Genomic DNA, 23,437 nt, shown 5'->3' with positions numbered 1-23,437 from the left:
TTGTTCCGTTTATTTTATAAAAAAAGAGAAGTAGATAGAAAGAAAAAACCCACTCAACAAATTGAGTGGGAAAATTGCTATGAAAAAGAAAATTAGGACGTCTCCTAATTAGTTGTAATATAGTAATTATTTTTGATACTTACTAATTTTATCCAGTTTTATTTAAAAAAGTTTTGATTATAGTTTAAATCATACAAAGATGTACCTCTTCCAGAGCCCAAAATTGAAGATAAATACATATGGTTACCTTTTGAAATTTTTACGTTTTTTATAATTAACGTATTAAAACCAATAAACTCAATTTCTAAATTATATTTGGAAGGGGGTAGGTTTAATTCAAACATTCCTTCCTCATTGGTTATGGTTCCAATAATTGAATCAGTTACTTGGTTTTTAGCGACCACGTTGGCAAAAGGTAGGGTCAAGGTATCATTTTCATCTATTGAATTATCAAAAACTTTTCCTGTAATAGATGTTAAGTTAGAATTGGATGGTTTTAGTCTTTTTAAAATCAAAATTTTACTAATAAAATTTAAAGAAGGTAATGTGTCAGATTTCAAAAGAAAATATTCATCCTTTCCTTTGTATGAGTATGATGCCATTCCGCAATGATACACCTTGCGAGTACAGCTTAAAAAAATACTTAACATCACTATTACTAAAATTGGATAGCTGAATTTCATAAGTACTAAAGGTTCTCTACAATTTGAATATTATTGCCACAAGTATCATTAAAAACGGCAAATTTAACCGTTCCCATTTGTGTCGGTTTTAAACTAAATTCGACATCTCGTTTAACCAATTTTTCATATTCAGCTTCAACATCTTCTACTTCAAATTGTGTATATGGAATCCCTGCTTCCATTAAAGCATTTTGATAAACCTTTGAAGGTTCAAAGTGTAGAGGAGCAGGTTCTAATAATAATTCTGGTCCGTCTTGCCATTCGGGAGAAACCAATGTGATCCATCTATTTCCTCCATCTAAAGGAGCATCTTTTTTTATTAGAAAATCTAATTTTTTAGTATAAAACTCTAATGCTTTTTGTTGGTCTAGAACAGGAATACTAATAAGTGTTACTTTCATTGTAAATGCGTTTATTTATTGGGCAAAGTTCTCAACTTAGAAGCTATTATGCTTCTCGAAAATTGCTGTTTTTGATAATTACTAGGTGTATTTCCGGTTTTAGTTTTAAATAATTTACTGAATGATCCTAAACTTTCAAATCCAACAGAGAAGCAGGTTTCTGTAACACTCATGCCTTTTCTTAAGTATTCTTTAGATTTCTCTATACGTTTGTCAATTAAATATTGTCGTGGTGTTTGTCCGTAATACCTCTTGAAAAGTCGTAATAAATGATATTTAGAAGTAAAACGAACATGGGATAATAATGTTAGGCTTACTTTTTTATCATAGTTCGAGTCAATAAACCTTTTGGTTTCAATAATTGCTTTGATTTGCTTATTGTTCGAATAGCAATTATTTTTTATTTGAATTATTTTTTCCTGATAACTAGTCATTCATATATACCTTATCCATAAAGTTACAACATTATTTCTTAGAACTAAAGGTTTTCCATAAAACATCACTTCTCACTATTACTAAATAAAATACCTCCAATAAAAAGGGAAAACTCCCTGTTGTTTACCAAATAAACTGCAGAAGTAATTTAAGCTATTATTAATGTGGTCTTGGTAAAAAAAGTCTAGTTACTTTTTATATAAATACAATAGTCCATCATATATAGCTCTTGATAAGACCGAATGATGATTGGTATTTGGAATAGGATCAAACTTATATTTTAAGTTTTCTAGTTGTAAGGACGTAATGAGTTCCTTAATTTGATCATTTGCGATTCTTATACCTTTGACTTCATTCGTACCGTAACTATGATAAAGTTGGATATTATTTTTACTAGTTTTTAGTTTGGTGAATTTTGCATTATTTACTAATTCCGATGAATTCCATGATAAAGATCCAGATATTAATAATAAATCCTGAAACAAGTCAGGTCGATTTTGCAGTACATAAAATCCGAAAAGTCCTCCAAAGGAATGTCCAAGTAAGCCGCGACTTTTATTAAGATTTGGGTATTTCTTTTCTATATATTGAATAATATCATTCTCTAAAATGTTGACAAAAACATTGGCTCCACCAGTATTGTTTTTATTTAATTGATTGCCTTTACCCGTTTTGACGGATATTTCAATGTTATTTTCTGTATGCTTGTTTTTTAGTTTTTGAAGAAGGCCAAGATTTCTAAAAGGAGAAGGGGTAAAGTCCAAGTCTCTTTGTTTGTGCCAATCTTCTTGAGAACCATTCAAGGAGATTCCAACAAAAACTACATCTTCAACATAATCGCATAATTCAAGTATAGTGTAAGAACCTAAAGTTAAATCCTTAAGCCAAAAGGCATCTAAGTAATAAAGAGATTTATAGTTTTTCTTGGCATCATAGTTTCTAGGAAAAGTAATATTTAAAACATATTCTTTTTTGTTTTTAGAATAGATTTTGTGACTTATAGTTTTAGCTCCTAATGGAGTTTGGTGCGTAATTTGTGCAAATAGACCTAAGGATAAGAATAAAAAGACTAGGACTGCTATTTTTAATTTAAAATTTGTCATTTCCAATTTCTAAGTTATTGCAATTAATTTAAGTAGCTAAAATAATGATACCATCGAAAATAATGTTACAAATGGAGGACATTATGAATAATTTAATCATTAGGTGAGTACTTTATCTTTCCAAAAATCAATTGGTTTTAACTCGATAGTTTTCATTTTTCTATAGTTAACATCAAAAATATCTTGCGCAATTCCTTGAATTAAATTATCACTCCAAAGGATTATATCGTCTCCATACATTGAGAGGACTTGTTCGTACTTATCAATAATTAAAAACCTATGACTGTAATAAGGTATAATAGAAGGAACTTTTCCTTTATCATAATTAGCAGAGTTATTTTCTTTATGTACCCATTTAATATATCTTTTCATTTCCTGTAAATCGTCTGGAAAAGAATAGAAAGTTGTACCAAATTTACACTCTTCCTCTTCTGCAAGAATATTGATCCCTGGTTTGTCCAAACCATTCATGGTTCGATAAAATGTTTTTAACGATTCAGGAAATTCAATATCTAATTCTTTCTGAAATATTTCTAAATCCTCTTCATTTAATCCTTCTTTCCATTTAGACCCCGATTGTATTTGATAACCATAAACTTCTTCTAGTTCTATATTTGACCAAAATTTTTCACTAGCCGTTTTTAAAGCTTTAAAATCTTGAGGGGTGTTTGTCAATTTTTCTATTTGTTTTTCTTTCATATTGTAAAGCAGTTATTTTTTTGAACATATTTTTGACTTAAGAATATATCTTAAACAAAAGCAAAGATTAAAACAGTCTGAGTTATTTTTTAATGTTTAAACAAAGTTAATTCTCACTAAAAGGGATAAATCTATTAGTGAAAACTTGATTTAATTCATTTGTTAATTCGGTAAGTTTTTTGAAATCAATTACCTCAAGTGTATGTAAGTGATGAAACATGATATATTGGTATTCATAGTTCAAATTCGGGTTTACACTATTGAATTTACTTTTTAAGTATTTGTTTCTTCGTTGAAATAGCTCATTTATAAACTCTTCCATTTCTTTTTTTGAAGGGTAATCTTTATAAAACTCAATCCCTTCATAATCTATACATTTTAGTACAGTTGAAGCTATTTTGTAATTAAATATACCAAATGCACCACCAATTAAAAATACTATTAAGGTTCCATAAATTTTCTCTAAACTTTCAATAGCATACAACTTTAAAACTAAAAAGGAAAAAACCAAAAGAACAAATAAAACAAATATAATTAAGTAGTGTATCGGGTTAAATTTTAACGAGACAAATTCATTGGTTATATTCTCAAAGGGAATATTTCTACTTCTATAACCTAAAGAACTTTGTTCCGTAATTTTTAAACTCGTTTTTTGAATTAAAAAAACTTTTTTCTCGCCTCTATTTTCTTGTTCTAACTTCATTTTTTTTAAGTAACAACGAAAATAATTAATTGCTTTGATATGATTCAATAAGAGAGTAATAATCTTTACAAGCAAAAAGAGAAAAGTAAAAAAACACTTACAGATGATCATCTATAAGTGTTTTTTCTGTGCACATAGTGGGAGTCGAACCCACACGTTCTTACGAACACAAGCCCCTCAAGCCTGCGCGTCTACCAATTCCGCCATACGTGCTTAAACAAAAAAAGTTAAGCGTGATTGCTTAACTTTTGGTGACCGGGCTGGGGCTCGAACCCAGGACCCTCTCCTTAAAAGGGAGATGCTCTACCAACTGAGCTACCCGGTCATTGTTTGCTTATTTGTGAAAGCGGTTGCAAATATACAACGGTTTTTTATTTCTCAAAAACTTTTTTATGCTTTTTTTTTATAATATTTGTAAAACCTTAATTTACAATATGAAGTTTATTTTTTTAGGATACATGGCTAGCGGTAAATCAACCATTGGTAGGTTGTTTGCAGAAAAAAGAGGTTTAAATTTTATTGATCTTGATGCGTATATTGAAGAAAAAGAAGCAATGTCGGTTACCGAAATATTTAAATCTAAAGGAGAAATTTATTTTAGAAAACAAGAAAACCTGTATTTAAAGGAATTATTACAATTAGAAGAAGACTTTGTGTTAGCCTTAGGAGGAGGAACTCCTTGTTATGCTAATAATATGAATGTGTTGTTAGAAAGTGCAAATACGCTATCAATATATTTAAAATTAAAAATAACAACACTATTCAATAGGCTAACAAAAGAAAAGTCTGAACGCCCATTGGTAGCCGATTTAGAAGATAATGATATCATGGAGTTTATAGCCAAGCATTTGTTTGAACGTGGTTATTACTATAATCAGGCCAATATAATTGTAAATGGAGACGATAAAGAAGTAGAGATATTGGTAGAAGAAGTAGACCGCTTATTAAGTTAAATAAGCGGTAGTTTTATTTTCTTCAAATTTAACCACAACATGCTCTTTAATAGATGTTGACAATGATATCCCTTTAAAGTCTGCTTTAATAGGGTATTTTTTATGATTTCTATTGACTAAAACAGCTGTTTTAAACCTTTTTAAAGGTACTTCTAGGAAATGTTTCACTCCATAGATTAATGTTGTTCCAGAATGAAGTACATCATCTATAAGTACTAAAGCTTTGTTTTCATAGGCAGTAGCCGGTATTGATGTAGCAACAGAACCTATTGGGTTTTTCTTATCTATTGTTACTTCACAAAGAATAACTTTAATCTCAGAAATAGTTTCTAGCACTTTTCCAATCTTAACTGCAAGTTGAATTCCTTTCTCTTTTATTCCTGCTAAAACAATCTCGTGTTCGTCACTATTGCTTTCATAAATTTGATAAGCAATACGCTTTATTTTTTGTTCTATTTGAAGGTTATTTAAAATAATATTTTCTTCAGTAATCATTTATAAAAATTTAGATTGTTTTAATTCTATTCTTCAGAAGCGTCATAATAGTCATCTATATCTCTTCTATCTTTTTTGGTAGGTCTACCAGTACCTTTTTTACGATAATAGTCTTTAGAGTACTTTAAAAGCGCTGTTTTTTCAAACTCTTCCTTCGGTGTTATATCTTTTCTATAAAGATCAACCAATTTGGCACCAACACGATTTGGTGGAATGTCTAGTACCCTTATTTTGTAGTTAATCTGATTTTTTCGAACAATAATTTCCTCATTTCCATAAATTTCTTTCGAAGGTTTTAGATTTGTTCCATCAATTTTAACATGTCCTTTTTTACAGGCATCTGTAGCTAAACTCCTGGTTTTAAAAAGTCTGATGCACCAAAGGTACTTATCAATTCTCATAAGAAAAGTTAAATTTTGTCGTTTCTCTTTTTACAAAGGTATAAAAATGGTAAATTGCGCGTCAAAATTCAAAAAATAAATGATAAAATTTAGACACATTTTATTAGTAGCTATAATTGGTACTGTATTATATGCTTGTGGTAGTGATAGTGGAACTACAATTACTAACTTTGACCATGCAGGGCAAGCAGTAAAAGATAATGATTCATTAGTTAAGTTTTTAAAGAATCATTACTATGATGCAGTAAAGGATTCTGTGAAGTTAATTGATAGTGGACAAACTTCGTTATTCGACGATTCGAAATTGGTTACTAAAGATGTTTCATTTAATGATGTAGATTATAAATTATATTACTATGTAAACAGAGAAGGTACTCCAAATCCGGTGAAAGGAAATCCAACAAAAATGGATTCTATTTTAGTAACGTATGGAGGAAAGTTAATTTCTAATGCTACAACTATTGGAAATACTTTTGATAGTAATAAGCATATTTGGTTTACATTGGCTGGAGTAATAGAAGGTTGGAGACAAGGTTTTGTTGAATTCAAAGGAGGAGAGAATGTAACTACTACAGGAGGTCCGTTGACTTTTGCAAATGATGGAAAGGGAATTTTATTTATGCCTTCTGGATTAGCCTATAGAAATTTAGGTAGTGGTGGGGGAGTACCTGCCAACGCTAATTTAATTTTCTATTTTAATTTACATGATATTGTTGAAGATACGGATCATGACAACGATTTAGTTCCTTCAATTTATGAAGATCCAGATCAAGATGGTGATCCTAGAAATGATGATACAGATGGAGATAGAGTGGCTAATTACTTAGATTCTGATGATGATGGAGATGGTAAATTGACAAAGGATGAAGACACGAACAAAGATGGAGATCCTAGAAATGATGATACAGATGGAGATGGAGTTCCGAATTACTTAGATAGAGATACACGATAAAAATAGAAAGACCGAAGTTTTAAGCTTCGGTCTTTTTTTTTACTATGTATTTTAATTAGAATCGATATGAAAGCCCAATGATAATTTGATTTACACGGGTATCGAAATTTACGTTTTGAGAAACATTGTTATTCACAAAACTTGTTTCTGTATCATTTAAAGCTCTTTCCCAACGCACATCAAGTCCTAGCTTGCCTAGTTCAATTCCAGCTCCTAATTGCAGTCCTAATGAGAAACCATCTGATTTTACTTCACTTAAATCACTAAGGTTAAAATCTGAACTTAAGATATATTGAAAAGAAGGTCCAGCAAAGACATGAGCTATTTTCAAAAATTTCTTTCCTATTAAAACAGGAATATCAATCTTTTGTAAATCATAGGTGACTGATTTGTTTTGAAAAACAGGTGTCGGCGCTCCGTTACTTTGTTTATAGGTGGTTTCTGAACTTAGTTTGGTGTAAATAAGTTCTGGACGAATGTATAATCCAATAGCAGGTATTTTAGCCCTAAGCCAAAATCCACCATGAAAACCCGCTTTACTTTTAGCTCCAGATAAAACATCATCTTTCACTTCTACAAATGTGTCAGAATTATAGTTAATACCACCTTTTATTCCGAAATGAATTTGGCTAAAGGCAACTTGGGACGCACCCAGAAATAATAATAAAAGAACAAATTTTCTCATAATTTTTATTTTAGTATTTTAATGTTAAACGTTTTTTTTCTTAAAATGTTGGACAAAAAAAACATCATTATGTACATAATGATGTTTTTAATATTATTTTATATAAAAGTTTACTTTCGAGTAATCACTTTTTCTGCGGCTTTTACAATGGCAGCATCATTTAAACCATACTTCTCCATTAATTGTGCCGGAGTAGCTGATTCACCAAAACTATCGTTCACTGCAACAAATTCTTGAGGTGTAGGATTGTTTACCGCTAAACAACGTGCAACGCTTTCTCCTAATCCACCATATTTATTATGTTCTTCAGCAGTAACTACACAACCCGTTTTAGCAACAGATTTTAAAATAGCTTCTTCGTCTAAAGGTTTAATAGTGTGAATGTTAATTACTTCTGCAGAAATTCCTTTTGCTTCTAATTGCTCAGCAGCCTGTAAAGCCTCCCAAACTAAATGTCCAGTAGCTACAATAGTAACATCAGTTCCTTCAGTTAACACAATTGCTTTACCAATTTCAAACTTTTGATCCTCTGGCATAAATACAGGTACTTTAGGACGACCAAAACGTAAATATACTGGACCTTCATGTTCTGCTAAAGCGATAGTAGCTGCTTTAGTTTGATTGTAATCACATGTATTAATTACAGTCATTCCAGGTAACATTTTCATTAAACCAATATCTTCTAAAATTTGGTGTGTAGCTCCATCTTCACCTAAAGTTAATCCAGCATGTGAAGCACAAATCTTTACATTCTTATCAGAATATGCAATTGATTGACGGATTTGATCATATACTCTTCCTGTAGAAAAGTTTGCAAATGTACCTGTAAAAGGAATTTTTCCTCCAATGGTCATACCAGCTGCAATTCCCATCATATTTGCTTCAGCAATTCCTACTTGAAAGAAACGCTCTGGGTGGTTCTTTGCAAAGTCTCCCATTTTTAACGAGCCTGTTAAATCTGCACATAATGCAACTACATTTGAATTAGATTTTCCTAATTCAGTTAAACCATCACCAAAACCAGATCTAGTATCCTTTTTTTCTGTATAGGTATATTTTTTCATTGAAATTAATTTTCTTACGCTGTTATGTTGTGTTTTGTAAGCCCCAAAAATAAGAATATTATTTTAGGAGGGCACTTATAATTTCATCAATTCTTTATATAATTGATGGGTAGGTAATCCAACCACATTAAAATAGCTTCCTTCTATTTTTGAAATCCCAATTTTTCCAATCCATTCCTGTATTCCATAGGCGCCAGCTTTGTCATAAGGACGATAGTTTTCTATATAATAATGAATCTCATCATCGGTCAATTCTTTAAAGAAAACTGTAGTGGTGTCATTTACAATTTGCTGAAAGTTTTTACTTTTTATAGAAATAGAAGTAATTACCTCATGCTTTTTACCAGCCATACTTTTTAGCATTTTAAATGCATCTTCATAGGTTTTAGGCTTTCCTAATGCCTTATTTTCAAACCAAACAATGGTGTCTGAGGTGATTAATAAATCTTGTTCGGTTAATTCATTGTCAAAAGCTCTTGACTTTAAATCGGCTAAATAATCGGTGATTTCTTTTGCTTTTAAATGCTCAGGGTAAACCTCATCTACTTCTTTTAATCGAATTTCAAAGTCTAGATTTAAATCTTTAAAAAATTGCTGCCTTCTAGGAGAACCTGAGGCTAAAATAATGTTGTACTTAGATAGTTTATTGGATAACATACTTAAAATAATACGTAAATAAGGGAACACTTAAAAAAGTGAAATAATAGGCTATATTACTCTTCTTAAACAATGATTCATATTGTTTTGGTGTATCTACACTGGATAAATGATAAATAAGCCATAATTGTGGAACAATTACCGTTATGAATATGATGGCTTTAATGAATTTATCTTTTATAAATAATACCAAAATAACTACAGTAAGAATAAGTAACCCAATCAAAATAGCATTGGCAATATTTTTTGCTCTTTTTCTTCCTAATAATACAGGTAGTGTTTGTTGCTTTTTTTGATGGTCTTTATCAATATATTTGATATTATATAAAATACCACGAATTATATTGGCAAAGAATGAGTATGCAATAAAGGACATAGCAATCACTTCTACTTGAAAAAATAAATCGAGTTGAAGAGAGTCTAAACTTACTGGATAATCGAACCACCAAACTAGTAAAGCCGAAAAAATACGAATGAAGCTATTAACAATATTAGAAAAGAAGGTTTTGGTTCGAACAGTTTTATAGTAACTGATTAGTGCAAACAAGGCAATAATAAAAATAAAACTGTAATAAGGTTTTCCAACAAAAAAAGAGAGATAGGTGCCTAAAAAGACGCCTACAATTCCAAATATCATTGCAATATTTACTGCATGATCTTTAGAAAATATTTCCATGTATCTTTTCTTGTTATCAATATAGTAGCTGTATAAATAACCGGAAGCTAATATACTTGTTGTAGTTATAGATAGTAAAATAAGGTCTACGAAGCTTAATTTCGTTTCAAAATTGTAGCCATATAAAAAGCAGTATTTCAACATAAACTGTACTACAGTAATATGTAGCAAGTTTTTCCACTTAATTATATTTAAAAAGTGAGTTAACATATTAGTTAAAACTTTTCTTCAATCTAGCTAAATCTCTTTTATTATCTCTATCTTTTATACTTTCTCTTTTATCGTGCGTCTTTTTACCTTTTGCTAAAGCAATATCTAATTTAGCCCAACCATTTTCATTGATAAAAAGTCGTAAAGGTACTATCGTATTTCCTTTAGCTTCAACTTCTCGAGCTAATTTTTTAAGTTCTCTTTTATTGAGTAATAACCTACGTTCGCTTTTAGGTTTATGGTTGTAATGATGACCAAAAGCATATTCTTCAATATACATATTCACGACAAAAAGTTCGCCTTTATCATTAAACTCACAGAAGCTTTCAGTAATTCTAGCTTTACTTTGACGAATAGATTTTATTTCGGTACCAGTTAACTGAATTCCAGCCGTGTATTTATCTAAAATCTCGTATTCAAAACGAGCTTTCTTATTTTGTATATTGATATTTTTTTGCATAAGTAAAAGCAAAGATAAATATAATTGTTAAGCTTATTTATAATAAATAATAAACTATGATTTTAGTCATCTTTTAAAGCAATCTTAGGCAATAATTTTGCGCTAACATTAAACAAGTTATAAATTATAAGATTATGAGAAAAATTGTATTAAGTGTTGTTTTAGGGATGTTATTTTTTAGCTCTATAAATGCGCAAGAGACTTCAAAAAATGATGATTTTAAAAAATGGCAAGCAAGATTTAGATGGGTAACCGTACTTCCTAATGAGTCCGCTACTATTGGTACAATAGGAGGAGATGTTGAGATTAGTAAATCAATGATTCCAGAATTAGATTTTACTTATTTCTTTACAGAAAATATCGCAGCAGAATTAATTTTAGGAACATCGAAACATGATGTAAACGCTGTAAAGACAGCCTTAGGTGATGTAGATTTAGGTCATGTTTGGTTATTACCACCAACACTTACGATTCAATATCACTTTAATTTCAATAATTTTAGACCATACGTTGGAGCAGGGGGTAACTATACTATTTTTTATAATGCTGATCCAGGAGCGGTTGTTGATGTAGACTATAAAAACTCATTTGGATATGCTTTTCAAGTTGGTTTTGATTACGATTTAGATGATACCTGGTTTTTAAATTTAGACGCAAAGTATGTTGGATTAAGTACCGATGTAACTGTAAATGCTGGAATAGCAACTGTACCTGCAGAAGTAGATATCAATCCGTTATTAATTGGTTTTGGTATTGGAATGCGATTCTAATAGACAAACAATATAAAATTTAAAAGGGTAGTTTTTAACTATCCTTTTTTTTATTAACGAAACTTTAAATAGAAAGGATAAAATATTCTTGTAATTTTGAGCTTTAAATTTTCAAATATGCGTTATACAGTCCTTGTAGTTATTGCTTTAATTTTACAATCTTGTACCAAAGAGTACACTGCTCAAGAAGTAGTAGATCATTCTATTAAAGCAGCTAAACTAGATGTTTTAAATGAAGCTACTTTAGCTTTTAACTTTAGAAACAAAGCATATAAAGCAGTCAGAAATAAAGGTATATTTACTTTTACCAAAGAATACCAAAAAGATTCAGTACACATTAAAGATGTGTTGTCTAATAATGGTTTTGAACGATTTGTAAATGACAGTTTAGTTTCACTTTCTGAAAAGGACAAAGGTAGGTTTGGGAACGCTGTAAATTCGGTACATTATTTTTCAATTTTACCATTAGGTTTAAATGATAGCGCAGTTCAAAAGAAACTTTTAGCACCTGTAACTATAAAAGGAAAAGAGTATTTTAAAATTCAAGTTACGTTTTCAGAAGAAGGTGGAGGTGATGATTTTGACGATGTCTTTATTTATTGGTTTGCAAAAGACAGCTTTACGTTAGATTATATGGCCTATAAATATCATACCAATGGAGGAGGAGTACGCTTTAGAGATGTTTTAAAAGAGCATACAGTAAAAGGTATCCGTTTAGTTGATTATAATAACTACAAACCGACAACCAAAGACATTGATTTTTTTAGTATTGATGCCTTATATGAAGCTGGAGCATTACAAAAGGTATCTGAAATTGTTTTAGAAGATATTAAAGTAAATTAATTATTAATCAATCTTTAGTAAACTACTGTTTTTAATATCATTTATAATAGTTACCATATATAAGTTAGCATTGTTAAGATCGTTTATATCGGTATATTTTTCTTCTTCTAAAATCTTATTTACAAATTGAGGAGTGGTATTGCTATGTCCAACAATTAATACCGTTTTTCCTTTTGTATCTTTTTGAAAGTCGTCAGAATACATGTTTCTTGGATCGTACATTTCTACTTCTAAATTCTTACTTTTAGCAGTAGGTGAAGCTGTTTGTTTTGTGCGGTTGTAATTGGTACTATATACCATATCAAAATCAATGTTTTGAAACACTTTTGCCCAATTTTCTGCTCTTTCTAAGCCCTTAGTATTTAAGTCAGGATTCTTATTCTCTTTGTTAGTTCTATCTTTTTCAGCATGGCGAATCAAGTAATAGGTAGTGGTTTCTAATTTCTCCGGTGTACACGCATTGATAGCAAATAGTATTATAAATAGCTTAAAATATCTCATAGGTTAATCGTTAAAATAACGGGCTTGTTTAATGTATAAATCTTTGTTTGGACCATCAATTTTAAACTCAACGTCCAAGCCAAAATTAAGAAAGCTTTTTCGTCTTTTATAAACTTTTTTATGAAAGTGTCTTTTTAGTTTGTACAATTGTTGAGATAAATTTAAAATTTCCTTTTGAGACAAGATTAATTGATTGTTGTTTAGGCTAGAATAACTAATAACCTCAATTACTTTTTTGTCTTTGTATAAATCTACTTCAGCGCCTTCATAACATATAATTTGTTCGCTTACTATGTTGGGTTTTGGATTAACCACGGGCTCTTCTCCTAATTGTAAGTTAATTACATTTCCGTAAAAGTTCTTACGATATAAATTTTTTGTAATAGCTACACCATTAGCATATTCATTAGGAAAAGAGCGATGAGCTAAAACACCCATTGCAATTGAGTTTTGATTGATATTGTACAAATCTCTTTCTAAAAAGGCACGTTTTTTCCATAAACTAGCCCATACTGTTTTGATGGCTTTTTCAAAATTCTTTTTTGAATCATTTCGAATTCCTGTTTTAGAAGTGTATAAACCAGCACCACTAAAACCAACAATATCTTCTGCGTTTGTAGAACTTCTGAACCGAATCCTATCATAAGGACATTTGCTGTTATTCAGGTATTCATGAACTTGATTAATTAACGAGGAATCTATGGGAGTGTTCTTAATCTGATTTCTTATTTTTTTTAAGCCTATCTTTAACAAACTATCATTTTTTTGTAGTGCATAGTTGTTTATTGTTTTAGCAATCAGTGGTTCTATTTTATGTGTTTTAATATGTTGATTGTAGAAGTAAAAAGGAATTGCAAAGGAACATTCAGGAACTTTAAAATTAGAAGATTGAGCAATTTTAAATAATTCGCCAAAATTGGCAGCTTTGCCACCTACAGTTTGAATACGTTTATGATGTAGATTAGTTCCCGAAATCAATGTATTAGTTGTTAAGTCAAGCTTTAAGGTTTTTATTTTATTTTTTCTACGTTTTGTTTTTCGTTCAAACTTCTCTTTAGAAATGGGTTTTAGATAAAAAGTGTCGAGTGCTACTTCAAAAGACACGTATTGCTCATTCAAGTTTTTGATATATGCTGTTTTATAAGCATTTTTATAAGTAGCTACAGGGATTTTTCGATTGATACCCAATACAGAAATATGACTTAATGGAGTTTGCATTCTGGTAGTAATCACGCCATTTACAATGGGTAAATTCAAAACAGGTTTGTTAACTATAATAATATCAGTTCGTTGAATTTTAGCTGAATTTAAACTATCCATATCAATAAAACGAAGTCTTCCATAAGATTTCTCAGTGGAAATAGCTTGGTATTGCTGATTTTTATAAATAGCACCCGCTTCTATTGTAGGTAATGCAATGGTTGATTTCTGCTCAATAAGTCTCTCGGTGTTTAAAAAGAACTTTAATTCTTTAAAATACGAGCTCTTTTTTACTAAATCATATAAAAACCGAATGTCTTTTAGCGTCATACGATCCGCAGGAGAGAGTTCTAGCGTATAGGTGTCTAAACTTTCATAAAAGTTGATATTTGCTAGTAAAAAACGTTTCTTTTTATGAGTTGCTGCGTAGTTATGCTTATTAAAATTATCTAAGCTTTCATCTAGTTCTAAATAATTAATAACGAATTCAAAATGGTATTTAAAACGTTTACTATTGGTATAGTATAGTTTTTTGGTCTTTAAATCATATAAAATTTTAAGTGATTTTACGAAGCCATATTTGTTAGATAAAGGTTTGTGTGCTAGTAAAATAAAATCATCTGAATTGGATAGTTCAGTTTTATAATTCTGAGCAACAGATTCTAAAAGAAACAGTAATAAGCATAATATGAGCGCTTTAGTTTTCATTATTTACATGATAAATCAGTATTTCGACAGAGTCGGTTAAGTAATTGATTTTTTTAACATTTATTTTTTCAATTTTCATATTTAACTTTCCCTCCAATTCATCCATCAATTTTGTTCTATTGGTCAAACTCAATTCTTCTAAATTCGTTAGTGTTACTAGGGTAGCACTGTATTTTTTATATTTTCCTAAGTAATACTCCAAACACCAAATAAGTACTAAAATAATAATATTTGAAGCTATTAATTCAATATAAAAGTTTGTACCACTTAAAGAATTTATCATGGCCAAACCAATAATTGAAAAAAGGTAGGTCATTTCCTTAATATTAATAGAATTGGTTCGGTATCTAATAATTCCGAAAATAGCAAAAAGTCCTAACACAAACCCAAGTTCAAGTTCAATGTTTTTAAGTAAATAACACAATAAAAATACGACTTGCCCAATAACTAAATATGTAAAAAAATAGGCATTGTCTTTTGTAGATTTATAATAAATAAATCGTACAATGAACAAAGTAATTAGTAGGTTGAACAGTAGTTTTGATATAAATTCAATCATTTAGTTAGCTGTTTGCTACTAATTTATGAACATTCTTTGCCAAAAGCAAAAAAGCAAGATGTAAAGTTTACATCTTGCTTCTTCCAAACTAACCATTATGAAAAACTATTCTTCTTCTGAATTTGTTGGATTTCTAAATACTAGAGTATCATCAAACTCATCCAATAGAATAATACTGTCTGTCGTTATTTTACCTGCTAAGATTTCCTTTGAAAGTTGATTTAATACTTCCTTTTGAATTACTCTTTTTACAGGTCTTGCACCAAATTCTGGTTGGTATCCTTTTTTAGCTAAATATTTTATAGCTTGCTCTGTAGCATCTAAGGTAATATTCTGTTGTGCCACCATTTTTTTAATACTATTTAATTGAATTTTTACAATGTCTTTTATATTCGCTTCTGTAAGCGGTGTAAACATAATAATATCATCAATTCTGTTTAAAAACTCAGGTCTAACTGTTTGTTTTAACAAACTTAAAACTTCTCCTTTAGCTACTTCCATAGAAGTATGAATATCTCCTTTAAAGTTTTCAAACTTCTCTTGTATAATATGACTTCCCATATTTGAAGTCATAATTATGATGGTGTTTTTAAAATCAGCTACACGTCCTTTATTATCGGTCAATCTTCCTTCATCTAATACTTGTAACAAGATGTTAAATGTATCTGGATGTGCTTTTTCGATTTCGTCTAATAACACTACAGAATATGGTTTTCTACGAACTGCTTCCGTCAATTGTCCACCTTCATCGTATCCAACGTATCCTGGAGGTGCTCCAACCAATCTACTCACAGAATGGCGTTCTTGATATTCACTCATATCAATACGAGTCATGGCATTTTCATCATCAAATAAATAAGATGCTAGGGCTTTGGCCAATTCTGTTTTACCAACTCCTGTAGTTCCTAAGAATAAGAAAGAACCAATAGGTTTGTTAGGATTTTGTAATCCAGCTCTTGAACGTCTTACAGCATCAGATACAGCCTCAATTCCCTCTTCTTGTCCAACAACACGTTTGTGTAATTCATCTTCTAAGTTTAATAATTTCTCACGTTCAGATTGTAGCATTTTAGTAACTGGAATACCTGTCCATTTTGCTACCACTTCTGCAATATCATCATAGGTAACTTCTTCTTTGATCAATGCATTTTCACTTTGAGAAGCTAGTTCTTTTTGCTTTTCTTCTAATTGTTCTTGTGCTTCTTTAATTTTACCATAGCGTAATTCCGCCACTTTACCATATTCTCCTTGCCTTTCTGCTTTTTCAGCCTCTAATTTAAAGTTTTCAATATCAGTTTTTAGTTGTTGAATGGCATCCACCACACTTTTTTCTGATTGCCATTTGGCATTGATTTCATTTCGTTCTTCTTTTAAATTGGCTAGGTCAGCATTCAACGATTTTAACTTTGTTTCATCGTTTTCACGTTTAATTGCTTCTATTTCAATTTCTAATTGCATTATTTTACGATCTAACACATCCAATTCTTCTGGTTTTGAATTGATCTCCATACGTAATTTAGAAGCTGCTTCGTCCATTAAATCAATAGCTTTATCTGGTAAGAAACGATCGGTAATATAACGTTGCGATAACTCTACAGCACCAATAATAGCTTCGTCTTTGATACGTACTTTATGATGTGTTTCGTATTTGTCTTTGATACCACGTAATATGGAAATAGCACTTTCTGTATCAGGCTCATCTACCAAAACTTTCTGAAAACGACGTTCTAAAGCTTTGTCTTTTTCAAAATACTTTTGATATTCGTCCAGGGTAGTGGCTCCAATAGCTCTTAGCTCTCCACGAGCTAAAGCTGGTTTTAAAATATTAGCAGCATCCATGGCTCCTTGTCCGCCTCCAGCACCTACTAAAGTGTGAATTTCATCTATAAATAATACGATATCACCTTCTGAAGTGGTTACTTCTTTTACGACCGATTTTAAACGTTCTTCAAATTCTCCTTTATATTTTGCACCGGCAATTAACGCTCCCATATCCAAAGAATAAATAACTTTATCCTTAAGGTTTTCAGGAACATCGCCTCGAATAATTCGATGCGCCAATCCTTCAGCAATTGCGGTTTTACCTGTACCAGGTTCTCCTACTAAAATTGGATTATTTTTCGTTCTACGTGAAAGAATTTGTAGCAGACGTCTTATTTCTTCATCGCGCCCAATAACAGGGTCTAATTTTCCGTCTTGTGCTAACTGATTTAAGTTTTTTGCATACTTGTTTAAAGAATTGTAGGTTTCTTCGGCACTTTGAGAGGTAACACGACCACCTTTACGTAATTCTTCAACAGCTGCTGTTACTAGCTTTTCTGTTGCTCCTTGATCACGTAATGCCTGACCAATACCACTTTTAGACTTTACAATGGCTAAAATTAAATGCTCAATAGAAACATATTCATCATTCATCTTTTTAGCAATGATTGCAGCTTCATTCAGCGTTTTTCCTCCTTCACGAGAAAGCATTAAATCTGCTCCAGATACTTTAGAAAAACTTTCTAATTGTTTGTCTACAATTTGCTGAATAATATCTAGGTTAATATTCAGCTTTTTTAATATAAATGGTAACACATTTTCATCTACTATAGAAATAGCTTTGAATATATGTTCATTTTCCAGTTGATTATGACTATAACTCTGCGCTAATTGTTGTGCTTGTTGTATAGTCTCTTGAGATTTTATTGTATAATTGTTAAAATTCATAATATTGCCTTTTTCACTATCGGTAATTGAAGAGTCAAATTCGATACCAATCATGAGATTTTTAAAATAGCAGACATTTTGTCGTTTAAAACCTTGTTTTTACTGACGTTTTGACCGTGAAAGTTTTATGAATTTGATTCGACCACACTAAAAAGATTTTATACATGGGATTATTTAACATATTTAAAAATAATAAAGAAAAGAAAGAGGAAAAAAAGTATCATGTAAATTGGATTCCTCTAAGCTCTTTGCAACAGTTAGATCAAATAGTTGCACAATCTAAAAAAGAACCGATTGCTATATTTAAACATTCCACTAGATGTGGGATTAGTAGAATGGTAATTAATCGTTTTCAGGAGTCTTTTACAGAAGACATGAATGAGATAAAAGTATACTATTTAGACTTATTGAATTATCGCCAAATTTCTGATGAAGTAGGGTATAAGTTTCAGGTTTTACATCAATCACCTCAGTTGCTGATAATTAAAAATGGAAAGGCCGTAGCGCATGCTTCACATTATGGGATTACGGAGATTCCAATGGAAAGATTTGTAAAATAAATCAGGTTTTTCTTCGATTTTCTAATCAATGCTCGTATTTTTGTACGCTTCAAAAACTAAGTATACATTGAGCGAAAACACTACCGTAAATAAGAAAGTAGGGAAACAATTATATGATTATCAGAAGGAGGCTCTTCACAAGATTTTTAAGGCTTTTGAAGACGCTCCCCAAAATTATCATTTGTTGTACCAGCTCCCTACAGGAGGAGGGAAAACAGTTATATTTTCTGAAATAGCACGTCAGTTTTTAAAGCACTATCAAAAGAAAGTGTTGATCATGACTCACCGTATTGAGTTATGTAAACAAACGGCTAGAATGCTAGGAGAATTTAATGTAGAAAACAAAATAATTGATAGTAAAGCTAGTTTAGACGACCAAGGGAATTACGATTGTTTTGTAGCTATGGTAGAAACGTTAAATAACCGTTTGAATGACGATATGTTAGACATTTCTGATGTTGGATTGGTTATTATTGATGAGGCGCACTATAACTCGTTTACAAAGCTATTTAAATACTTTGATAAATCGTTTATTTTAGGAGTTACGGCAACTCCTTTAAGTTCAAATATTAAGTTGCCAATGAATCAAAACTATGATCAATTGATTGTTGGTGAATCAATTTCTTCTTTAATTGAAAAGACGTATTTGGCTAAGTCGGAAGTATTTTCTTATAACGTTGGATTGACTTCTTTAGAAGTAGGAGCTAACGGAGATTATACGGTTAAATCTTCTGAAGATTTATATACGAATACCGATATGTTAGGAAAGCTTGTAAAAGCATATGAAGAAAGAGCTAAAGGAACCAAAACCTTAATTTTTAACAATGGTATTAATACTTCATTATACGTATACGATACGTTTAGAAGAGCCGGATACCCAATTGCACACTTAGACAACACAAATTCAAAAAAAGAGCGTGCAGCTATCTTAAAATGGTTTAAAGAGACACCGAATGCTATTTTAACCTCAGTAAGTATTTTAACCACCGGATTTGATGAGCCAACGGTTGAATCAATTATCTTAAACAGAGCAACCAAATCATTAACCTTATACTATCAGATGATAGGACGTGGTTCTCGTATTTTAGAAAACAAGAGAACTTTTAATGTTATTGATTTAGGGAACAATTTCCATCGTTTTGGACCTTGGGGAGCAGATTTAGACTGGCAAAAGATGTTTAGAGCTCCTGGTTTCTACTTAGATAACTTATTAACTGATGAGGAAATAGAAAGTAGCTTTAAATATGAGCTTCCTGCAGATGTAAAAGCGGAGTTTGCGAATTCTAAAGACTTGTATTTCGATGTTAAAAAAGTATATAGAGATACTATACAAGGAGGAGAATCTTCAAAGCGTGTATTAGAAAAGTCAATTGAGCATCATGCAAAGATGTGTATTGAAAATAGTGAAGATGTTTTTGATGCGTTGATTTTAGCGAAATTATTAGGTGGAGATATTGATGATAGAATTCACCGTTATTCAAAATGTATTTCTAAGAGTACACACAATTTTATTGATTGGTTACGTGATGATTATAGAAAGAAGTTAAATGCGTATTTACGTAACAACTTTGATGAAGTTTATGAGCAAATTCACGGACATCCACCACCTGAAGAAGAATAAAATACTAGTATAAATTATAAAAATCCATTTCGTTTGAAGTGGATTTTTTTTTGTAACAAAACTATAGGGGTATCGTCATGATTAACAACTATAAAATACAATAAAGAGACTAGAATAAACTTGTTATTTCCAATAAACTTTCAGCTGTAGGCAACTATTTACATACAAGTATTGTCTATTATATAAATTATAAAATCTTAGAATGAAATTATTAAAAATCATCGGAATTCTATTCATAATGTTATTAAACATAAGGGCCTTGAATTCACAAATACTGAATAATAAAGTAGTAAATCCTATTGAATATTTTAAAGAAAGGGAACGTGCGGTTCAATTGGTAAAAAATAAGCAATGGTTAAAAGCAGTTCAATTGTTAGAAAACTTAACTTCTCAGTATCAAAATGACGGAGATTTGTATTATTTGTTAGGTACAGCTTTATTTCAAACGAAAGCCTATTCCAAGTCTATCATTGCCTTTAAAGCATGTTTAGACAAAGGAGGAACTGTGTTAAAAGAAATTCTAACAGGTTCTTCACCTTCGAATGATATTATGATTAAAATATCAAAAGCCTATGCCTTAAACAAGGATAAACCAAACATGTTGAAATGGCTCAAAATGGCCTTTGAATCTCGTTATGATGAAAAACCATTCTTAAGCAGTATTTCGGCGTTTAAGGCTTATGAAAATGATGATGATTTTAAGAAGCTTATAGGAACTTATAAAAACGAAAAATTTGATAGAAAAGCGGCTTGGATTGAAGACATCAATTACTTTATAAAGAATATAAAACAAACTCATTATAAGATTACAGGAACTACTACAATTAAGTTGATTGATGAATTGGCAGATCAAATGAAATCAAATATTGATCAATTAACAGATCAACAAATCGTTGCAAAGTTGATGAAAGTATTGGGATATTTAGGAAATGGACATAATTTAATAATCCCTACAACACTAAAACAAAATGCCTTAAAGCAATTGCCAATGCAATTTTATGTTTTTGAAGATGGTATGTTCGTTGTAAATGCTAAAAAGGAATATAAAGAATGGATTGGTCATAAAGTTGTATCAATAGAAGGAACTCCCGTAAAAGAAGCTTTATCAAGAACAAACCTTGTGAACGCTAGAGACAATGATATGCAAATTTCGTGGTTGGGACCGTATTATTTAAGTTTACCAGATGTTTTAAAAGAATTAAACCTTGTCAAATCAAGCAAAGAGGTTACGCTACTTTTAAAAAACAGGGCAGGAATTACGAAAGAACTAAAATTGAAACCAAGAGCATGGAACTTTTATGACTTTCCTAAGCTTCCTGAATTAAATGAAGAAGTACAACCTCTATATTTATCGAGGCAAAAAGACATATATTGGCATACTTCATTTGCAAAGCAAAAAGTACTTTATCTCCAGTTTAATGCTGTAGCTAATAAAAAAGAAGAAAGTATAAAAGATTATGCTGCTCGAGTTTCTTTAGAAATTGAAAAAAAAGCAATAGAACATTTAATTTTAGATATAAGGTTTAATCATGGAGGGAATGGTTCTTTATTAAAACCTTTAATAAAAATGATTTTGAATTTTGAGATTACACATCCAAAAGGAAAAATATTTATAATAATGGGAAGAGAAACTTTTTCAGCTGCTCAAAACTTATTAACGGAAATAACAAAGTATACAAATGCTATTTTAGTGGGAGAACCCAGTGGTTCAAGTCCAAACCATATTGGAGAAGCAAATTGGTTTAAATTGCCATATTCTGGATTAATGGGACTAGTTTCTTCTCAGTTTCATCAAACTTCTAGTGCAGAAGATCATCGACATTGGATTGCTCCACATGTTCCTATAGCTGTAAAAGGGAAAGATTATTTTGAAGGTAAAGACAAAGCATTAAAAACCATATTAGAACTTATAGCTACTTTAAAATAGGAGGTAAGTGGTTATAAAAGAAAAACTCGCTAGATAATAGCGAGTTTTTATATTTTAAATGTAGTTAACCTTACTCTTCAGCTGGTAATATTTTACCTGTACATTCTCCAAAACCAATACGTATTTTGTCGTTTTTACAATATCCACGCATAATTACAGTATCGTGGTCATTGATAAATTTACGCTCCGTACCATCATTCATTTTTAAAGGATTTTGTCCTCTCCAAGTTAATTCTAACATAGAACCGAAGCTATCCTTTGTTGGTCCAGAAATAGTACCACTACCCATCATATCTCCTGAGTTTACTGGGCATCCATTTACAGTATGATGTGTTAATTGTTGTACCATAGTCCAATACATATACTTAAAGTTTGAATTACAAACTACAGTTTCTTCGGTATTCTCTGGTTTGATAGCCATTTGTAAATTGATATCATAACTATCTTTACCTTCTTTACGTAAGTAAGGTAATGGTTCATGTACCTGCTTTGGATTTTCTACTCTAAAAGGCTCTAAAGCATCTAAAGTAACAATCCAAGGTGAAATTGTAGACGCAAAGTTCTTTCCTAAGAAAGGCCCTAATGGTACATATTCCCAAGCTTGAATATCACGTGCTGACCAGTCGTTAAATAATACCAATCCGAAAATATAATCTTCTGCTTCTTCAATAGGAATTCTTTCTCCTAAATCATTCGCTACAGTGGTAATAAAAGCCATTTCTAATTCGAAATCTAATAGTTTAGATGGTCCGAAATTAGGAGTAACTTCACCTTCACTAGGTCTTTGTTGTCCTAATGGACGACGAATTGGAGTTCCTGAAGGAACAATAGAAGAACTTCTTCCGTGGTATCCAATAGGAATGTGTAACCAGTTTGGTAGTAAAGCATTTTCTGGATCTCTAAATAAAGAACCTACATTGGTAGCGTGTTCTTTACTAGCGTAGAAATCTGTATAATCACCAACAGCCACTGGTAATTGCATTTCTACGTCTTCCATTCTAAAAATTATTTTGTCTTTGTGCTCTGCATTGTCACGTAAAGCACTGTTAGTAACATCAAAGATATCTGCGATTCTATTACGTACTAAGCGCCATGTTTTTCTTCCATCGGCAATAAAATCGTTTAAAGTATCTTGTAAGAAGATATCATCCGTTAACGGGATTCCTTCGAAGTATCCTAATTGGTGTAATGCACCTAAATCAATAGCGTAATCACCAATTCTTGTACCAATAGTAATAATGTCGTCTTTTGTTAAAAAAACGCCGAAGGGAATATTTTGAATAGGGAAATCTGAATTTTCATCAACTTTAATCCATGACTTTCTATTCGGATTATTTGCAGTTATTTCCATTTAATCGTGTAGTTTTTATTTTCATCAAACCTACATAATTTTTTGCATTTAATTTGTAAATTCTGAAAAAAATCAAGGTAAAATAATCGTAAATTTTGGTATAATTTTATA

General features: G+C 30.8%; 25 protein-coding genes and 2 tRNA genes. 7 read left to right on the top strand and 20 right to left on the bottom strand.

Going from position 1 to position 23,437, the window contains the following annotated elements:
* Positions 1–158: 158 nt before the first annotated feature.
* The 8 genes from ABNT22_RS10430 to ABNT22_RS10395 all read right to left on the bottom strand — a co-directional run bounded on the left by ABNT22_RS10430 (position 159) and on the right by ABNT22_RS10395 (position 4,349).
* Positions 159–683, bottom strand: a complete 525-nt coding sequence (locus ABNT22_RS10430; protein WP_348716898.1) for a carboxypeptidase-like regulatory domain-containing protein — start codon at positions 681–683, stop codon at positions 159–161.
* A 5-nt stretch (positions 684–688) separates the two neighbouring features.
* Complete coding sequence (locus tag ABNT22_RS10425) at positions 689–1,084, bottom strand: VOC family protein (protein WP_348716900.1); 396 nt, start codon at positions 1,082–1,084, stop codon at positions 689–691.
* Positions 1,085–1,095: 11 nt separating this feature from the next.
* The gene (locus tag ABNT22_RS10420; protein WP_348716902.1) at positions 1,096–1,518 is read right to left on the bottom strand and encodes an AraC family transcriptional regulator; all 423 of its coding nucleotides are present in this window, start codon (positions 1,516–1,518) and stop codon (positions 1,096–1,098) included.
* Between the two features lie 189 nt (positions 1,519–1,707).
* Positions 1,708–2,622: an alpha/beta hydrolase gene (locus ABNT22_RS10415; RefSeq protein ID WP_348716904.1), complete on the bottom strand. Its 915-nt coding sequence runs from the start codon at positions 2,620–2,622 to the stop codon at positions 1,708–1,710.
* A gap of 99 nt (positions 2,623–2,721) precedes the next feature.
* Entirely contained in the window at positions 2,722–3,321 is a 600-nt protein-coding gene (locus ABNT22_RS10410; RefSeq protein WP_348716906.1) for an SMI1/KNR4 family protein, read from the bottom strand.
* Positions 3,322–3,427: 106 nt separating this feature from the next.
* Positions 3,428–4,024, bottom strand: coding sequence for a hypothetical protein (locus ABNT22_RS10405; protein WP_348716908.1), 597 nt, complete (start codon positions 4,022–4,024; stop codon positions 3,428–3,430).
* A gap of 129 nt (positions 4,025–4,153) precedes the next feature.
* Positions 4,154–4,237: transfer RNA gene (locus tag ABNT22_RS10400), tRNA-Leu, on the bottom strand.
* Positions 4,238–4,273: 36 nt separating this feature from the next.
* A tRNA-Lys gene (locus ABNT22_RS10395) sits at positions 4,274–4,349 on the bottom strand.
* 109 nt (positions 4,350–4,458) lie between these two features.
* On the opposite strand from ABNT22_RS10395, the gene ABNT22_RS10390 reads away from it, so the two are divergent.
* On the top strand, positions 4,459–4,977 hold the full coding sequence (locus tag ABNT22_RS10390; RefSeq protein WP_348716910.1) for a shikimate kinase: 519 nt from the start codon (positions 4,459–4,461) through the stop codon (positions 4,975–4,977).
* On the opposite strand, the gene ABNT22_RS10385 is transcribed toward ABNT22_RS10390, so the two are convergent.
* Together ABNT22_RS10385 and ABNT22_RS10380 are read right to left on the bottom strand one after the other, a co-directional pair.
* Positions 4,969–5,472: a phosphoribosyltransferase family protein gene (locus ABNT22_RS10385; protein ID WP_348716912.1), complete on the bottom strand. Its 504-nt coding sequence runs from the start codon at positions 5,470–5,472 to the stop codon at positions 4,969–4,971. The two genes, ABNT22_RS10390 and ABNT22_RS10385, sit on opposite strands and share 9 nt — an antisense overlap.
* A 26-nt stretch (positions 5,473–5,498) precedes the next feature.
* Positions 5,499–5,873, bottom strand: a complete 375-nt coding sequence (locus tag ABNT22_RS10380; RefSeq protein ID WP_348716914.1) for an RNA-binding S4 domain-containing protein — start codon at positions 5,871–5,873, stop codon at positions 5,499–5,501.
* A gap of 79 nt (positions 5,874–5,952) precedes the next feature.
* Here ABNT22_RS10380 and ABNT22_RS10375 point away from each other — a divergent pair, with 79 nt between their 5' ends.
* Entirely contained in the window at positions 5,953–6,825 is an 873-nt protein-coding gene (locus ABNT22_RS10375) for an FKBP-type peptidyl-prolyl cis-trans isomerase (protein ID WP_348716916.1), read from the top strand.
* A gap of 55 nt (positions 6,826–6,880) precedes the next feature.
* On the opposite strand, the gene ABNT22_RS10370 is transcribed toward ABNT22_RS10375, so the two are convergent.
* The 5 genes from ABNT22_RS10370 to smpB all read right to left on the bottom strand — a co-directional run bounded on the left by ABNT22_RS10370 (position 6,881) and on the right by smpB (position 10,577).
* A complete protein-coding gene (locus ABNT22_RS10370) occupies positions 6,881–7,510 on the bottom strand; it encodes a porin family protein (RefSeq protein WP_348716917.1) in 630 nt (209 codons plus the stop codon).
* A gap of 110 nt (positions 7,511–7,620) precedes the next feature.
* Positions 7,621–8,574, bottom strand: coding sequence for a transketolase family protein (locus tag ABNT22_RS10365; protein WP_348716918.1), 954 nt, complete (start codon positions 8,572–8,574; stop codon positions 7,621–7,623).
* Positions 8,575–8,649: 75 nt separating this feature from the next.
* On the bottom strand, positions 8,650–9,231 hold the full coding sequence (locus ABNT22_RS10360) for a Maf-like protein (protein ID WP_348716920.1): 582 nt from the start codon (positions 9,229–9,231) through the stop codon (positions 8,650–8,652).
* Positions 9,218–10,051 carry a UbiA family prenyltransferase gene (locus ABNT22_RS10355; RefSeq protein WP_348727299.1) on the bottom strand — a complete coding sequence of 278 codons (834 nt, stop codon included), beginning with the start codon at positions 10,049–10,051 and terminating at the stop codon, positions 9,218–9,220. The genes ABNT22_RS10360 and ABNT22_RS10355 overlap by 14 nt, the downstream gene beginning before the upstream one ends.
* A 67-nt stretch (positions 10,052–10,118) precedes the next feature.
* Entirely contained in the window at positions 10,119–10,577 is a 459-nt protein-coding gene (smpB, locus tag ABNT22_RS10350) for an SsrA-binding protein SmpB (RefSeq protein WP_348716924.1), read from the bottom strand.
* Positions 10,578–10,711: 134 nt separating this feature from the next.
* Here smpB and ABNT22_RS10345 point away from each other — a divergent pair, with 134 nt between their 5' ends.
* Complete coding sequence (locus ABNT22_RS10345) at positions 10,712–11,347, top strand: OmpW/AlkL family protein (RefSeq protein WP_348716926.1); 636 nt, start codon at positions 10,712–10,714, stop codon at positions 11,345–11,347.
* A 117-nt stretch (positions 11,348–11,464) separates the two neighbouring features.
* Entirely contained in the window at positions 11,465–12,190 is a 726-nt protein-coding gene (locus ABNT22_RS10340; protein WP_348716928.1) for a DUF6503 family protein, read from the top strand.
* Positions 12,191–12,193: 3 nt separating this feature from the next.
* Here the strand turns inward: ABNT22_RS10340 and ABNT22_RS10335 are convergent, their stop codons facing one another.
* The 4 genes from ABNT22_RS10335 to clpB form a co-directional block, all read right to left on the bottom strand.
* Entirely contained in the window at positions 12,194–12,691 is a 498-nt protein-coding gene (locus ABNT22_RS10335) for a phosphoglycerate mutase family protein (RefSeq protein WP_348716930.1), read from the bottom strand.
* Between the two features lie 3 nt (positions 12,692–12,694).
* Positions 12,695–14,599, bottom strand: coding sequence for a PEP/pyruvate-binding domain-containing protein (locus ABNT22_RS10330; protein WP_348716932.1), 1,905 nt, complete (start codon positions 14,597–14,599; stop codon positions 12,695–12,697).
* Entirely contained in the window at positions 14,589–15,158 is a 570-nt protein-coding gene (locus ABNT22_RS10325) for a DUF4956 domain-containing protein (RefSeq protein ID WP_348716934.1), read from the bottom strand. The genes ABNT22_RS10330 and ABNT22_RS10325 overlap by 11 nt, the downstream gene beginning before the upstream one ends.
* A gap of 105 nt (positions 15,159–15,263) precedes the next feature.
* The gene (gene clpB, locus ABNT22_RS10320; RefSeq protein ID WP_348717614.1) at positions 15,264–17,867 is read right to left on the bottom strand and encodes an ATP-dependent chaperone ClpB; all 2,604 of its coding nucleotides are present in this window, start codon (positions 17,865–17,867) and stop codon (positions 15,264–15,266) included.
* Positions 17,868–18,031: 164 nt separating this feature from the next.
* Between clpB and ytxJ the strand changes: the two genes are divergently transcribed.
* The 3 genes from ytxJ (at position 18,032) to ABNT22_RS10305 (ending at position 21,975) form a co-directional block, all read left to right on the top strand.
* Entirely contained in the window at positions 18,032–18,427 is a 396-nt protein-coding gene (gene ytxJ, locus ABNT22_RS10315) for a bacillithiol system redox-active protein YtxJ (protein ID WP_348716936.1), read from the top strand.
* Positions 18,428–18,455: 28 nt separating this feature from the next.
* A complete protein-coding gene (locus ABNT22_RS10310; RefSeq protein ID WP_412766892.1) occupies positions 18,456–20,048 on the top strand; it encodes a DEAD/DEAH box helicase in 1,593 nt (530 codons plus the stop codon).
* 202 nt (positions 20,049–20,250) lie between these two features.
* On the top strand, positions 20,251–21,975 hold the full coding sequence (locus ABNT22_RS10305) for a hypothetical protein (protein ID WP_348716940.1): 1,725 nt from the start codon (positions 20,251–20,253) through the stop codon (positions 21,973–21,975).
* 70 nt (positions 21,976–22,045) lie between these two features.
* On the opposite strand, the gene fahA is transcribed toward ABNT22_RS10305, so the two are convergent.
* A complete protein-coding gene (fahA, locus tag ABNT22_RS10300) occupies positions 22,046–23,326 on the bottom strand; it encodes a fumarylacetoacetase (RefSeq protein WP_348716942.1) in 1,281 nt (426 codons plus the stop codon).
* Between the last annotated feature and the right edge of the window lie 111 nt (positions 23,327–23,437).

It is taken from the genome of Tenacibaculum sp. 190130A14a (assembly GCF_964048965.1).
GTDB lineage: Bacteria > Bacteroidota > Bacteroidia > Flavobacteriales > Flavobacteriaceae > Polaribacter > Polaribacter polynesiense.
The sequence above is the reverse complement of the archived record's forward strand: the minus strand, read 5'-3'. Positions and strand labels throughout refer to the sequence as shown.